We start from the raw sequence: 14,689 nt of genomic DNA, 5'->3' as shown, positions 1-14,689 counted from the left end.
AGGCCCGGCCGCAGGCCCGGCCGCAGGCCCGGCCGCAGGCCCGGCCGCAGGCCCGGCCGCAGGCCCGGCCGCAGGCCCGGCCGCAGGCCCGGCCGCCTCGGGCCTGGGGCCCTCGGCGGGTACCGGCGGGGTGGTGGCCTTGGCGGTCCCGGCCTCGGGGCCGGGCTCCCCCGTCGCCTCGTCGAACGCGGGGCGCGCGTGGTGCCACGGGGCGTCGGCCGAGCGCGGTGCCGGGCGCGAGCGCTCGGCGGCGGTCTTCTCGGCGGCGGTCTCCGCCTCGGCAGGCGGCGCGGCCTGGCTCGCCGAGCCCTCGCTGACACTGCGACTGCGACGAGCGGGCCGCGCCGGGGCGTCCGCACCCGCCTCGACGGAGGGCGCGGAGGGAGCAGAGGCAGCAGCCTGGCTCGCAGAGCCCTCGCTCACGCTGCGGCTACGACGAGCAGGACGCTCGGGAGCCGCCGCCGGGGTCCCGGCCGTCGGTTCCGTCTGGCTCGCCGAGCCGGCGGCCACGCTGCGCGTGCGGCGGGCCGGGCGGTCGGCGGCTGCGGCGCCCGCGGCGCGGGGGCCGCGGGCCGGGCGGGCGGGGGCGGGCGGGAGCTGGCCCTTGAGGGGCCCCCACTCGTTGGGGTCGGGAACGCCCGGCGGGAGCATCTGGCGGCGCTTGGGGCCACCGCCCTCGGCCTCGCCCGGTTCCTTGGCCCCGGGCCACGCCTTCGCGACCCGTGCGGCGAGCACGAAGTCCTTGCGCAGCGGGTGCCCCTCGAAGCCCTCGGGCAGGAGCAGCGGCACCAGGTGCGGGTGACCGGTGAAGTCGACGCCGAACATTTCGAACGTCTCGCGTTCGTGCCACGCCGCTCCGGCGTAGACGCCGATCGCGCTGGGCAGCGCGGGGGCGTCGTGCGGCACGGTGGTCCGTACGACGAGCCGTCGTACGGCGCCGGCCGCGCCGGGGCCCGTGGGCAGTGCGACGACGTGCGCGCAGACGCGGAAGCCCGTGCCGGGCTCGTCGACCGCGCTCAGCCAGTCGAAGTAGGTGCAGCCGAGGGTGTCCCGCGCGGTTTCCAGCGCGGTGATCCACGCGGCGGCGGGTACGTCCACGGTGAGCAGCCCGTAGGACTCCTCGGCGCTCGCCCCTTCGCCGAACAGCTCGGTGGCGCCGCCGGGCAGCCACCCGACGACGGGCTCGGGGGCGGGGGCCTCCGGCGGTGCGGCGGATTCGGCGTCGTCCTCGGTGGGCTCCGGAGCGGTCGCCCCGGCCGGGCGGGCGGTACGAGCGGTCCCCTCGGCAGCCCCGCCCGCCTTCGCGGCGGACTCGGCACCCTTGCCGGGGGTCGGCTCGCCCGCACCGGACGGCTCGGGAGCCGCCCCGGACGTCGGCGGCTCGGCGGCGCCGGAAGTCCCGCCCGGGTTCTCCGCGGGGTTCGTCGGATCGGTCGTCATCGGTCCGTGTCCTCCGAGCCGCCGGAGGCGCCCGTGCCCGGCGTCGGCGGTGGCGTCACCAGATCGCTGCGCAGCGCCGCGGCGGACACACCCGCGTCGGCGGCGGAGCCGTACCGGTCGCCCAGCGACTCCTTCGCGATCTTCTCCTGAAGCTTGAGGATGCCCTGGAGCAGCGCCTCCGGCCGGGGCGGGCAGCCCGGTACGTAGACGTCGACCGGGATGATCTGGTCGACGCCCTTCGTGACGGAGTACGAGTCCCAGTAGGGGCCGCCGCAGTTGGAGCAGGCGCCGAAGGAGATCACGTACTTCGGCTCGGGCATCTGCTCGTACAGCCGCTTCACGGCCGGGGCCATCTTGTCCGTCACCGTGCCCGAGACGATCATGAGGTCCGCCTGGCGGGGGCCCGGGGCGAAGGGGATGACGCCGAGGCGGATGAAGTCGTGCCGGGCCATCGACGCGGCGATGAACTCGATCGCGCAACAGGCGAGGCCGAAGTTGAAGACCCACAGGCTGTAGCGGCGGCCCCAGTTCAGGACCACCTTCATGGGTTCGGGCGCGAGGCGGGACAGCACCCCGAGCCGGCGCGGCTCGGGAAGGTCAACCGGGGGTGTCACGTCCATTCGAGGACGCCCTTCTTCCATGCGTACAACAAGCCCACGGCGAGGAAGCCGAGGAAGATGAACATCTCGACGAGCGTCGCGCCACCGAAGCCCGGCGCGGCGAAGACCGTCGCCCAGGGGAACAGGAAGATCGAGTCCACCGCGAAGATGACGTAGAGGAAGGCGTAGACGTAGTAGCGCACCTGGGTGTGCGCCCAGCCCTCGCCCACGGGGTCCACGCCGCATTCATAGGTCAGCAGCTTCTCGGGGGTCGGCACCACGGGCCGCAGCAGCCGCCCGGCCACGAAGGCCACGGCGATGAACAGCACCCCGACGACGGCCAGCAGGCCGACCGTCGCATAGCCATCGAAGTAGTCGGCCGCGAGCCGGACGTCGGCACTCGCGGTGCGCACGGTCGCCTCCGGCACGTCCGCCCCTCGCTCCCTGTGCGGTTGTTCTTCCGGTTTATCCCGGTCACCCGCGTTCGACGATCTGTACGCACGGGAGTCTAGGCCCTGCTGCGCCTGGAGTGAGCAGCGCTACCGGCCGGTGGTGGGGTTATCCCTACACCTTCGCACCCACGGCCCCCATGGCGTCGCGCCCGGCCGCCCGGCAGTCTTTGCCCTATGAACGCCAGCAGTACGGCCCCCGAGGCCGCCCCGGACGCCTCTCGTCGGCCCGGTTTCGCCGCCCACGCCCCCCACGACGACTTCGGCGGCGAAGCGGGCGAGCGGCTTCCCCCCGCCCGCCTGGCCTTCGGCGGGCAGACGTGGCGGGAGATCGCGCATCTCCTGCTGAACCTGCCGGAAGGCATCGCGGGCTTCGTCTACGTCTCGGTGTGGCTGTATGTGGGCGTCGGCCTGTCGATCACCGTGATCGGGCTGCCGCTGCTGGCGCTCGGGCTGATGGGTGCCCGGTACGTGGGCCGTTTCGAGCGGGCGCGGGCGCGCAGGCTGCTGGGCGTGCGGATCGAGGAGCCGAGTCCGCTGCCGCGGCGGGGCCGTGGGAACGCCGGTTTCTTCCCCTGGCTGTGGATGACGCTGAAGGACTCGGTGGCGTGGCGGAGCACGCTGTATTCGTTCATCAGACTGCCATGGGGCGTTCTCACGTTCGCGGTCACGCTCTGCTCGCTCTTCGTGCTGTGGCCGGTTCTCGGCCATCTGGCGCGTGCCATGACCAACGTCGACCGGGCGATGGTGCGCGGGCTGCTGAGCCCGTCCGACGAGCTGGAGCGGCGGGTCGCCGAGCTGGAGGAGGACCGGGGGGTCGTCGTCGACACCGCGGCCGCCGACCTGCGCCGCATCGAGCGCGATCTGCACGACGGCGCCCAGGCCCGCCTCGTCGCCCTCGCCATGGGGCTCGGGCTGGCGAAGGAGAAGGTGCTGGAGGATCCGGCGGCGGCCGCGCAGATGGTGGACGAGGCGCACGGCGAGGTGAAGCTCGCCCTCCAGGAGCTGCGGGACCTCGCCCGCGGCATCCACCCGGCGGTGCTGACGGACCGGGGGCTGGACGCGGCGCTGTCGTCGGTGGCGGCGCGCTGCACCGTGCCGGTGAGCGTGTCCGTGGAGCTGGACGCCCGCCCGGCGCCGGCGATCGAGGGCATCGCGTACTTCACCGTCTCCGAGCTGCTGCAGAACATCAGCAAGCACAGCGGGGCCCGCACGGCCGGCGTCGAGCTGTGGCGGACGAAGGACCGGCTGCTGATCCAGGTGCGCGACGACGGTCGCGGCGGCGCCTCGACGGCGACCGGGAGCGGGCTGGCGGGGCTGGCCGAGCGCCTGGGGTCGGTGGACGGGCTGTTCGTCGTGGACTCCCCGGTCGGCGGCCCGACGGTCGTCACGGCGGAACTGCCGTGGCGCGACCGCTCGGCGGGGTGACCGTCCCGGGCAGGCACGTGCGCTTTGCGGTGGTGCACCCCGTCCGACGGGGTGCACCACCGCTGCGCGGCGGTGTCCTCAATCGCCGGACGGGCTGCATTGGCTGAGCCCAGCCGAAACCAGCCCGTCCGGCGATTGAGGACGCGCCCGCAGGGCGCTACCGCCGCAGGCGGCGGCCCACCGTCGGCCCCGCCCGCCCGCCGGAGGCAAGAGGTAGGGCTGGCCCTACCTCCAAGACACCCACTCACCGCATGGTCCACAGGACCCCGTTCCAGCAGTCTTGAGTCATCAGGCGAAGCCCCGGAGACTCGGAGATCGGAAAAGAGATGGCCATCGATTACGGACGGCAGTCGGCCCCCCGGCCCCACCGCGTGCCCGCCGTGCTGCGCGCGCCGTTGGCGGGCCGCACGTGGCGCGAGTTCCTCTATCTGATGCTCAGCCTCCCGATGGCCGTCCTCTTCTTCTCGTACGCGATCACCATGACCGCGCTCGGTGCCGGTCTGCTGATCACCTTCATCGGGGTGCCGGTGCTGGCCGGCGCGCTCGTCGGGGCGCGGGCGCTGGGCGCGGTCGAGCGGGTCCGGGCCCGGGGGCTGCTGGGGCTGGAGATCGCCGACCCGGAGCCGATCCGGCCCAGGAAGGGCCACAGCGGGCCGATGGCCTGGATGGGGGCGGTGCTCAAGAGCGGGGCGTCCTGGCGGCACCTGCTGTACGGGGTGCTGCACTTCCCGTGGGCGGTCGGCGCGTTCTGTGTGTCGCTGACGATGACGCTGGTCGGCTGGGTGACGCTGCTGTACCCGGCGTACGCGTGGGTCTACCCGGAGTACGGGAACCAGCCGGGGATGCAGCTGTACGGCGACTCCGACGGCACGGCCGTCTACCTCGACAACCCCTTCGAGATCGGTGTCACCTGCGCCGCCGGGCTGCTCCTGGTGCTGGTCAACCCGTGGATCATCCGCGGGCTGACGCAGGTGGACCGGCTGCTGGTGACGGGGCTGCTCGGGCCGTCCCGGCTGGCGACCCGGGTGTGGGAGCTGGAGGAGGACCGCGGGGTCGTCGTCGACACCGCCGCCGCCGACCTGCGCCGCATCGAGCGCGATCTGCACGACGGCGCCCAGGCCCGCCTCGTCGCCCTCGCCATGGACCTGGGCCTCGCGAAGGAGAAGCTGGAGGAGGACCCGGAGGCCGCCGCCCGGATGGTGGACGAGGCGCACGGCGAGGTGAAGCTCGCCCTCCAGGAGCTGCGGGACCTCGCCCGCGGCATCCACCCGGCGATCCTCACCGACCGCGGGCTCGGCCCGGCGCTGTCGGCGCTGGCCGCGCGGTGCACCGTGCCCGTGCGGGCCGAGGTGGACCTGTCGGTCCGGCCGGCCGCCGCGATCGAGGGCACGGCCTACTTCATCGTCTCCGAGCTGCTGCAGAACATCAGCAAGCACAGCGCGGCCCGCACGGCCCGCGTCGACGTGTGGCGGTCGGCGAACCGGCTGATGCTCCAGGTCTCCGACGACGGCCGCGGCGGTGCGTCGACGGCCGGCGGCAGCGGCCTCGCGGGGCTGGCCGAGCGGCTGGACGCGGTGGACGGACTGCTGGTGGTGAACTCCCCCGTGGGCGGTCCGACGACGATCACGGCGGAGCTGCCCTGGCGCGGCTGACCCCGGTCGCCCCCGGGAGACTTCCCTCGCCCCCTGATCACTCGCCCCGCCGGTCATCCGGCGGGGCGACGTGCTGGGCGGAAGGCGGGCGAGGCCGGGGGCGGGGGGGATCCGGTGCGGTGAGCGGGTCCTGACGCCGACGGCATCGCGCGCCCCGCCCGGGGGCCGGATGCTGACATGCTGGGCGGTGTCAATTGCCTACAGCGTGAACCGCCCGGCGTGCGCGCCGGGCCAGGGGGGCCGTGAATCGTGGAGGACAGGGTGCGGGTGGTCATCGCCGAGGATTCGGTGCTGCTCCGGGAGGGGCTGACCCGGCTGCTGACCGACCGGGGGCACGACGTCGTGGCCGGGGTCGGCGACGCCGAGGCGCTGATCAAGACCATCGGGGACCTCGCCGCCGAGGACGCCCTGCCGGACGTGGTCGTCGCGGACGTCCGGATGCCGCCCACCCACACCGACGAGGGCGTCCGGGCTGCGGTGCGGCTGCGCCGGGACCACCCGGGCCTGGGTGTGCTGGTGCTCTCGCAGTACGTGGAGGAGCAGTACGCGACGGAGCTGCTGGCCGGCAGCAGCCGGGGCGTGGGCTATCTGCTCAAGGACCGCGTCGCCGAGGTGCGCGAGTTCGTGGACGCGGTGGTGCGGGTCGCCCGGGGCGGCACCGCGCTGGACCCCGAGGTCGTCGCCCAGCTGCTGGGCCGCAGCCGCAAGCAGGACGTGCTGGCCGGGCTGACCCCCCGGGAGCGGGAGGTCCTCGGTCTGATGGCCGAGGGAAGGACGAATTCCGCGGTCGCCAAGCAGCTGGTGGTGAGCGACGGGGCGGTCGAGAAGCACGTCAGCAACATCTTCGCGAAGCTGGGGCTGTCGCCGAGTGACGGGGATCACCGTCGGGTTCTCGCGGTCCTGACCTATCTGCGGTCCTGACCGGCGCGCGCCGCTCCGTCCGCATTTCATCCGGATTCCCTCGCTCCGACCCGCCTCGGCGTTCTGACGTGCTGTCATCCGCCCGGCGCGGCCCGGTCGCACCCCTGACCCACTCCGGTCGGGGGCGCGGCGCGGGCCGTTTCGGATACGTGGCCCCAGAACCGAAGTCCTAGCAGTACCCCTCGTAAATGAGAGGGCGTGGGGGCCGATGACCATGACATACAAGGGCATAAGGGGGCCACATCCGTGGGTTCATCCTGTGGTACCTCCGTAGGAGGAAACCCTTCCCCACGTACGATGGCCGTGGGAACGCCGGTCGGCACCACCATGTGCGGACCGCCGCCATGAGGGAGGTCCGAAGCAGTGACCAGCCAGGTCAGTAGCCCGGCCGAGCAGGCCGATCCAGCCGAGCAGCGAGGCGAGCCGTCACACCTCGCCGAACAGCGCAGCCCCGCCGGGGGGCCAGGCGGCACCAAAGAGGTGCGCCGACTGGACCGGGTGATCATCCGTTTCGCGGGTGACTCCGGTGACGGTATGCAGCTCACGGGTGATCGGTTTACTTCCGAGACCGCGTCGTTCGGCAATGACCTGTCGACGCTGCCGAACTTCCCCGCCGAGATCCGAGCCCCCGCAGGCACCCTGCCGGGGGTTTCGTCGTTCCAGCTGCATTTCGCCGATCACGACATCCTGACCCCCGGTGACGCACCGGACGTTCTGGTGGCGATGAACCCGGCGGCGTTGAAGGCGAATCTGGCGGACGTGCCGCGCGGCGCGGAGATCATCGTCAATACGGACGAGTTCACCAAGCGCCCGATGGCGAAGGTCGGTTTCGCCACGAGCCCGCTGGAGGACGGCTCCCTGGACGCCTACAACGTCCACCCCGTCCCCCTGACGACGCTGACGATCGAGGCGCTCAAGGACTTCGGGCTGTCGCGGAAGGAGGCGGAGCGCAGCAAGAACATGTTCGCGCTCGGTCTGCTGTCGTGGATGTACCACCGGCCGACGGAGAACACCGAGAAGTTCCTCCGGGCGAAGTTCGCGAAGAAGCCGCAGATCGCGGAGGCAAACGTCGCGGCCTTCCGGGCGGGGTGGAACTTCGGCGAGACGACCGAGGACTTCGCCGTCTCCTACGAGGTCGCCCCCGCGGCCTCCGCCTTCCCCGCCGGGACGTACCGCAACATCTCCGGGAACCTGGCGCTGACCTACGGGCTCATCGCCGCGGCCCGCCAGGCCGACCTGTCGCTGTACCTGGGCTCGTACCCGATCACTCCGGCCTCGGACATCCTGCACGAGCTGTCGAAGCACAAGAACTTCGGCGTCCGCACCTTCCAGGCGGAGGACGAGATCGCCGGCATCGGCGCCGCTCTCGGAGCCGCCTTCGGCGGCGCCCTCGCCGTCACCACCACCTCCGGCCCGGGCGTCGCGCTCAAGTCCGAGACCATCGGACTGGCCGTCAGCCTCGAACTGCCGCTGCTGATCGTGGACATCCAGCGCGGCGGGCCGTCGACGGGCCTGCCCACCAAGACCGAGCAGGCCGATCTGCTCCAGGCGATGTACGGGCGCAACGGCGAGGCCCCGGTGCCGATCGTCGCGCCCCGGACCTCGGCGGACTGCTTCGACGCGGCGATCGACGCGGCGCGCATCGCGCTGACGTACCGGACGCCGGTGTTCCTGCTGTCGGACGGCTATCTGGCCAACGGCTCCGAGCCCTGGCGCGTCCCGGAGGTCGACGAACTCCCCGATCTGCGGGTGCGGTTCGCCTCCGGCCCGAACCACGAGCTGGCCGACGGGACCGAGGTCTTCTGGCCGTACAAGCGCGACCCCGAGACCCTGGCCCGGCCATGGGCGGTGCCCGGCACCCCTGGTCTCGAGCACCGCATCGGCGGCATCGAGAAGCAGGACGGCACGGGCAACATCTCCTACGACCCCGCCAACCACGACTTCATGGTCCGCACCCGCCAGGCCAAGATCGACGGCATCACCGTCCCCGACCTGGAGGTGGACGACCCGAGCGGCGAGGCCGACACCCTCGTCCTCGGCTGGGGTTCGACCTACGGACCCATCACCGCGGCCGTGCGGCGCACCCGCGCCGAGGGCCACCGGATCGCCCAGGCCCACCTGCGTCACCTCAACCCCTTCCCCGGGAATCTCGGGGAGACGCTGAGGCGTTACGACAAGGTGGTCGTACCGGAGATGAACCTCGGTCAGCTCGCGACCCTGCTGCGAGCGAAGTTCCTGACCGACATCCGCTCCTACACCCAGGTGAGCGGAATGCCGTTCAAGGCCGAGCAGCTCGCCGATGTGTTCAAGGAGGCCATCAATGACTGAGACGATCTCGGAGGGCTTTTCCTCGATCGAGGCGCTCTCCCTGGTGCCGAAGGCCGACGCCAAGCAGTCCATGAAGGACTTCAAGTCCGATCAGGAAGTGCGCTGGTGCCCCGGCTGCGGTGACTACGCCATCCTCGCCGCCGTACAGGGCTTCATGCCCGAACTCGGCCTCGCGAAGGAAAACATCGTCTTCGTCTCCGGCATCGGCTGCTCCTCCCGCTTCCCCTACTACATGAACACCTACGGGATGCACTCCATCCACGGACGCGCACCCGCCATCGCCACCGGCCTCGCCACCTCGCGACGCGATCTCTCCGTCTGGGTCGTCACCGGTGACGGCGACGCCCTCTCCATCGGCGGCAACCACCTCATCCACGCGCTGCGCCGCAACGTCAACCTCAAGATCCTGCTCTTCAACAACCGGATCTACGGGCTCACCAAGGGCCAGTACTCCCCCACGTCCGAAATCGGCAAGGTCACCAAGTCCACGCCGATGGGATCACTGGACGCCCCCTTCAACCCCGTCTCCCTCGCCATCGGCGCCGAGGCCTCGTTCGTCGCCCGCACCGTGGACTCCGACCGCAAGCACCTCACGGAGGTGCTCCGCCAGGCAGCCGCCCACCCCGGCACCGCGCTGGTGGAGATCTACCAGAACTGCAACATCTTCAACGACGGCGCCTTCGAACCCCTCAAGGACAAGCAGCAGGCACAAGAGGCCGTCATCCGCCTGGAGCACGGCGAGCCCATCCGCTTCGGCGCCGACGGGAACAAGGGCGTCGTCCGCGACCGGGCCACCGGCGATCTCAAGGTCGTCGCCGTGACGGCGGAGAACGAGGCCGACGTGCTCGTCCACGACGCGCACGCCACGTCCCCGACCACCGCGTTCGCCCTCTCCCGCCTCGCCGACCCCGACACCCTCCACCACACCCCCATCGGTGTGCTGCGCAGCGTCGACCGGCCGGTCTACGACACCCAGATGTCGGACCAGCTCGAAGCCGCCATCGAGCAGAAGGGCAAGGGCGACCTGTCCGCGCTGCTCGCCGGCAACGACACCTGGACGGTCGTCGGCTAGCTCTTCGTACTGGTACGTACGGGCACAGACGGGTGCCCGGCCGGGGCGTCTGACGGCGCCCCGGCCGGGCACCCGCTCTCATGGGGCCATGGCCGACACCGAAGCCGCCCCCGCTCCCCGTGACCCGCTCGGCTACCGGCTCAAGCGCCGCCTGCTCGGTCCGCCGCTGGTCACCGGGCGGCTCGCGCACGAGAAGCTGTCGAACCCGATGGCGCTCGGCGTCCTCGCCTCCGACTGCATGTCCTCGACCGCGTACGGCAGCGAGGAGATGCTGCGCATCCTGGTGCCGGTCGTGGGGGTCGCCGCGTTCACCCTGCTGCTGCCGGTGACCGGGGCGATCCTGCTGGTCCTGCTGATGCTCACGCTCTCCTACCGCGACGTCGTCATGGTCTACACCCGCGCGGGCGGCAGTTACGTCGTCGCCCGGGAGAACTTCGGGCCACGCGTCGCGCAGATCGCGGCGGTCGCCCTGCTCGTCGACTACATCGTCACCGTCGCCGTCCAGACCGCCGCCGGGACCGACGCCCTGATCTCCCTCGCCCATCTCGTCGGGGAGGGCTACACGGGCATCGACCACATGAAGGTCCCCCTCTCCGCGGCCATGGTGCTGCTGCTGGCGTACGGGAACCTGCGCGGCATCCGCGAGGCCGGGCGGGCCTTCGCCGCGCCCGCGTACCTCTTCGTCCTCGCCGTGGCGCTGATGCTGGCCTTCGGGCTCGTGCGGGCCCTGACCGGGGGCCTTCCGCACGCGGACGTGCACGCGGCCGGGGCCGTGCCGCTCGGCGAGGCGGGCGACGGCTGGCTGTACGGCGCCTCGCTGTTCATGGTGCTGCGGGCCTTCGCCAACGGCGGTTCCTCGCTGACCGGCCTGGAGGCGATCTCCAACGGCGTCTCCGCCTTCCGCCGCCCCCAGGGCCCCAACGCCCGGCGCACCCTCACCGTCATGAGCTGTCTCCTGGGCGGCATGGTCCTCGGGGTCTCCACCCTCGCCCACTACACCCACGCGATCCCCTACACCGACGGCAACCCGACCGTGATCGCGCAGGAGGCCCGGCTCGTCTTCGGCGACAGCCCGCTGGGCACGGCCGGTCTCGTCTTCGTTCAGCTCGCGACGGCGCTCATCCTCTATACGGGGGCCAACACGCCCTTCACCGGCTTCCCGTTCCTCGCCAGCTTCGTCGCCGAGGACAGCTTCCTGCCGCGCCAGCTGACCCGGCGCGGGCACCGGCTCGCCTTCTCCAACGGCATCGTCTGCCTCGCCGTCGTCTCCCTCGCGCTGCTGCTGGTGACGCGCGCCAACGTCGACAAGCTCGTCGCCCTCTACGCCATCGGTGTCTTCACCGGCTTCACCATGGCCGCCGCCGGGCTGACGGTCCACTACTGGCGGCGGCCCCGCGAGCCGCACCGCCACTGGAAGCTGGCCGTCAACATCGGTGCCGCCGTGGTCTCCGCGCTGGTCGTGGTGGTCTTCGCGGTCACCAAGTTCACCGAGGGCGCGTGGCTCGTCGTCGCGGTCTTCCCCCTCGGGGTGTGGGCGCTGATCCGCATCAACCGTCAGTACCGGGCCGAGGCGAAGGCCCTGGAGAACGTGCCCCCGCTCGCCACGGACCGCCCGCGCTGGCGGCGGCACCTGGTGTACGTCCTGGTCGACGGCTTCGATCTGGCCACCCTCAAGGCACTGGCCTACGCGCACGAGCTGCGGCCGGACGAGGTGCGGGCCCTGCACGTCGTGGTCGACGAGGCCCGTGCGCGCCGGCTGGTCGAGCGGTGGGAGCGGTCGCCCGGCACGACCGTGCCGCTGGAGCTGGTCGACTGCCCCGACCGACGGCTGCGGCACACGATCGTCGCCCTCGCGGCCCGGACGACCGCCGACGGCACCACCGCCCTGACCCTGCTGATCCCGCGCCGCGCCTACCCGCCGCCGCTCGGGCGGCTGCTGCACCGGGGCATCGGCGACGAGTTGGCCAAGGCCCTGGAGCACCTGCCCGACGTCGCCGTGACGATCCTGCCCTTCGATGTCGCCCGGGCCGTCGAGCGCTTGCGCTCCGCGCGGGCGTAGGTGCCGCCTGCGGCGGCAGGCGCCCTGCGGGCGCGTCCTCAAGCGCCGGACGGGCTGCAAGTGCAGCCCGTCCGGCACTTGAGGACACCTGTCAGGACCATCATCCGATACGCGCATGACAGCCGGGCCCGGGCGGCGCTACCTTCCGAAGGTTCATTCATCGAAACCTCCGGAAGGAGCCCCGTGGAGTCGCACGAGTCGAAGACCGAGACCCGCACCGGGTTGTTGTGCGGCGTCCTCGCCTACGGGATCTGGGGGCTCTTCCCCCTCTACTGGCCGCTGTTGGAACCGACGGGCGCGGTCGAGATCCTCGCCCACCGCATGGTGTGGTCGCTGGCCGCCGTCACCGTCGTGCTGGCTGTGACCCGGCGCTGGGACTGGATACGCCCGCTGCTGCGGCAGCCCAAGCGCCTGGGGATGATCGCGGTCGGCGCGACCGTCATCTCCCTGAACTGGGGGGTCTACATCTGGGCCGTGAACTCCGGGCACGTCGTCGAGACCTCCCTCGGGTACTTCATCAACCCCCTGGCGACCATCGCCTTCGGCGTCCTCGTGCTGCGCGAGCGGCTGCGGCCCGCGCAGTGGGTGGCCGTGGGCGTCAGCGTGGCCGCCGTGGTCGTACTGGCCGTCGGGTACGGCAAGCCGCCGTGGATCGCGCTCGCGATCGCGGCCACCTTCAGCACGTACAGCCTGGTCAAGAAGAAGGTCGGGCTGGGCGGCCTGGAGTCGATGGCCGCCGAGACGGCCGTGCAGTTCCTGCCCGCGCTCGCCGTGCTGGTCTTCCTCGGCTCGCGCGGCGAGTCCACCTTCACCTCGGAGGGCGGCGGCCACACCCTGCTCCTGCTGGGCACCGGTGCCATCACCGCGCTGCCGCTGATCTCCTTCGGCGCGGCGGCGGTCCGGCTGCCGCTGTCGGTGATCGGGATGCTCCAGTACCTGGCGCCGATCTTCCAGTTCGCCCTCGGACTGCTGGTCTTCCACGAGGCGATGCCGGCCGAGCGCTGGGCGGGCTTCGCGCTCGTCTGGCTGGCGCTTGCGGTGCTCACCTGGGACGCGTTGCGGGCCGCACGGATCTCGCGGACGGAGCTGCGGAACGCGCGGCTCAAGGCGGCGGAGGCTGCTGTGGAAGGTGTGACCGCCGTCGAGTCGGCGGGCGTCGCGGAAGCGCCGACAAAAGCCGTGAACTAGGCGCTGCGCCCCACGAAACACAGAAATAACAAAGGTCGCAGCATTCCCTGAAACCACAGATCAGCATGGTTTCCCCCTGCCCGATATCCGGAAAGCGGTGCTCGGTGTCCGAAATCCGCCCTTGACGCACCATCAGGGGGCCCTCAACATCATGGCCACGTCAAATGGAGTTGGGAGCCCCCCATGCTTGGACTCAACGGACCCACCCTGCCCCGAAGAACCCGTGTCACCGCGCTGCTGGCCACCGGCGCGGCCCTCACGGCCACCCTGCTCGGCACCTTCTCGGGCCCGGCGAACGCGACTCCCACCGTCGCCGCCGCCGCGCCCGACATATCCGTCGCCAACGTCAAGGGCCACCTCAACCAGCTGCAGTCGATAGCCACCGCCAACGGCGGCAACCGCGCGCACGGCCGCGCCGGTTACAAGGCCTCGATCGACTACGTGAAGGCCAAGCTGGACGCCGCCGGGTACACCACCAGCATCCAGCAGTTCACCTCGAGCGGCGCGACCGGCTACAACCTCGTGGCCGACTGGCCCGGCGGCGACGCCAACCACGTGATCTTCGCCGGATCGCACCTCGACTCGGTGAGCGCCGGCCCCGGCATCAACGACAACGGCTCCGGCTCGGCCGCCATCCTGGAGACCGCGCTCACCGTCGCCCGCGAGGGCTACAAGCCCGACAAGCACCTGCGGTTCGCCTGGTGGGGGGCCGAGGAGCTGGGCCTGGTCGGGTCGAAGTCCTACGTCAACAGCCTTCCCGGCACCGAGCGCGCGAAGATCGACGCGTATCTGAACTTCGACATGATCGGTTCGCCGAACCCGGGCTACTTCGTCTACGACGACGACACCCAGCTGGAGAAGGTCTTCAAGGACTTCTTCGCGGCGAAGAACATCTCGACCGAGATCGAGACCGAGGGCGACGGCCGTTCCGACCACGCCTCCTTCAAGAACGCCGGCGTGCGGGTCGGCGGTCTGTTCACCGGTGCCAGCAGCCGCAAGACCGCGGCCCAGGCCACCAAGTGGGGCGGCACGGCGGGCCAGGCCTTCGACCGCTGCTACCACTCGTCCTGCGACACCACGGCGAACATCAACGAGACGGCGCTCGACAACAACAGCGACGCCATCGCCCACGCCGTCTGGACGCTGAGCGCGGGCGCCACCAACCCGCCCGGACGCACCTTCGAGAACACCGCCGACGTCGCGATCCCCGACGCGGGCTCCCCGGTCGACTCCCCGATCGCCGTCACCGGGATCACGGGGAACGCGCCCTCGGCGCTCCAGGTCGGGGTCGACATCAAGCACACCTGGCGCGGTGACGTGTCCGTCGACCTGGTCGGACCGAGCGGGCGGGCGTACCGGCTGAAGAGCGCCAGCGGCAACGACTCGGCCGACAACATCGTCGCCACCTACACCGTCGACGCCTCGGCCGAGACGGCGAACGGCACCTGGAAGCTCCGCGTCCAGGACACGGCCGCGCAGGACACCGGCTACGTCGACAGCTGGAAGCTCACGTTCTGAGCGCTGCCACCTCGCTGAGGCCACGGTGACGTGAC

11 protein-coding genes are annotated in these 14,689 nt (G+C 71.7%); 8 read left to right on the top strand and 3 right to left on the bottom strand.

The window, feature by feature from the left end; translation table 11 throughout:
* The 3 genes from FHS38_RS13810 to FHS38_RS13800 all read right to left on the bottom strand — a co-directional run.
* The coding region (locus tag FHS38_RS13810; protein ID WP_260420739.1) for an NADH-quinone oxidoreductase subunit C at positions 1-1,440 on the bottom strand (1,440 nt) is incomplete at its 3' end.
* Positions 1,437-2,060 (bottom strand): NADH-quinone oxidoreductase subunit B, encoded by a 624-nt coding sequence (locus FHS38_RS13805; protein ID WP_184733852.1) that lies wholly within the window; start codon positions 2,058-2,060, stop codon positions 1,437-1,439. The genes FHS38_RS13810 and FHS38_RS13805, both read right to left, overlap by 4 nt.
* Positions 2,051-2,467 (bottom strand): NADH-quinone oxidoreductase subunit A, encoded by a 417-nt coding sequence (locus FHS38_RS13800; protein ID WP_184733851.1) that lies wholly within the window; start codon positions 2,465-2,467, stop codon positions 2,051-2,053. Before FHS38_RS13800 ends, FHS38_RS13805 begins: the two co-directional genes overlap by 10 nt.
* A 198-nt stretch (positions 2,468-2,665) precedes the next feature.
* Between FHS38_RS13800 and abrC1 the strand changes: the two genes are divergently transcribed.
* The 8 genes from abrC1 to FHS38_RS13760 all read left to right on the top strand — a co-directional run bounded on the left by abrC1 (position 2,666) and on the right by FHS38_RS13760 (position 14,654).
* On the top strand, positions 2,666-3,916 hold the full coding sequence (gene abrC1 / locus FHS38_RS13795; RefSeq protein WP_184733850.1) for a sensor histidine kinase AbrC1: 1,251 nt from the start codon (positions 2,666-2,668) through the stop codon (positions 3,914-3,916).
* Positions 3,917-4,242: 326 nt separating this feature from the next.
* Positions 4,243-5,568: a sensor histidine kinase gene (locus FHS38_RS13790; protein ID WP_184733849.1), complete on the top strand. Its 1,326-nt coding sequence runs from the start codon at positions 4,243-4,245 to the stop codon at positions 5,566-5,568.
* Positions 5,569-5,829: 261 nt separating this feature from the next.
* Positions 5,830-6,489, top strand: coding sequence for a response regulator AbrC3 (abrC3, locus tag FHS38_RS13785; protein WP_184734161.1), 660 nt, complete (start codon positions 5,830-5,832; stop codon positions 6,487-6,489).
* A 363-nt stretch (positions 6,490-6,852) separates the two neighbouring features.
* Positions 6,853-8,817, top strand: coding sequence for a 2-oxoacid:acceptor oxidoreductase subunit alpha (locus tag FHS38_RS13780; protein WP_184733848.1), 1,965 nt, complete (start codon positions 6,853-6,855; stop codon positions 8,815-8,817).
* Positions 8,810-9,889: a 2-oxoacid:ferredoxin oxidoreductase subunit beta gene (locus FHS38_RS13775; RefSeq protein ID WP_184733847.1), complete on the top strand. Its 1,080-nt coding sequence runs from the start codon at positions 8,810-8,812 to the stop codon at positions 9,887-9,889. The genes FHS38_RS13780 and FHS38_RS13775 overlap by 8 nt, the downstream gene beginning before the upstream one ends.
* Positions 9,890-9,977: 88 nt before the next feature.
* Positions 9,978-11,948, top strand: a complete 1,971-nt coding sequence (locus tag FHS38_RS13770) for an APC family permease (RefSeq protein ID WP_184733846.1) — start codon at positions 9,978-9,980, stop codon at positions 11,946-11,948.
* Between the two features lie 183 nt (positions 11,949-12,131).
* The gene (rarD, locus tag FHS38_RS13765) at positions 12,132-13,136 is read left to right on the top strand and encodes an EamA family transporter RarD (protein ID WP_184733845.1); all 1,005 of its coding nucleotides are present in this window, start codon (positions 12,132-12,134) and stop codon (positions 13,134-13,136) included.
* A 183-nt stretch (positions 13,137-13,319) separates the two neighbouring features.
* Positions 13,320-14,654, top strand: a complete 1,335-nt coding sequence (locus FHS38_RS13760; protein WP_184733844.1) for a M28 family metallopeptidase — start codon at positions 13,320-13,322, stop codon at positions 14,652-14,654.
* Positions 14,655-14,689: the final 35 nt, after the last annotated feature.

It is taken from the genome of Streptomyces netropsis (genome assembly GCF_014203545.1).
GTDB classification, from domain to species: domain Bacteria; phylum Actinomycetota; class Actinomycetes; order Streptomycetales; family Streptomycetaceae; genus Streptomyces; species Streptomyces netropsis.
Note: the sequence above shows the minus strand (reverse complement) of the source record. Positions and strands in the feature narration are given on the sequence as shown.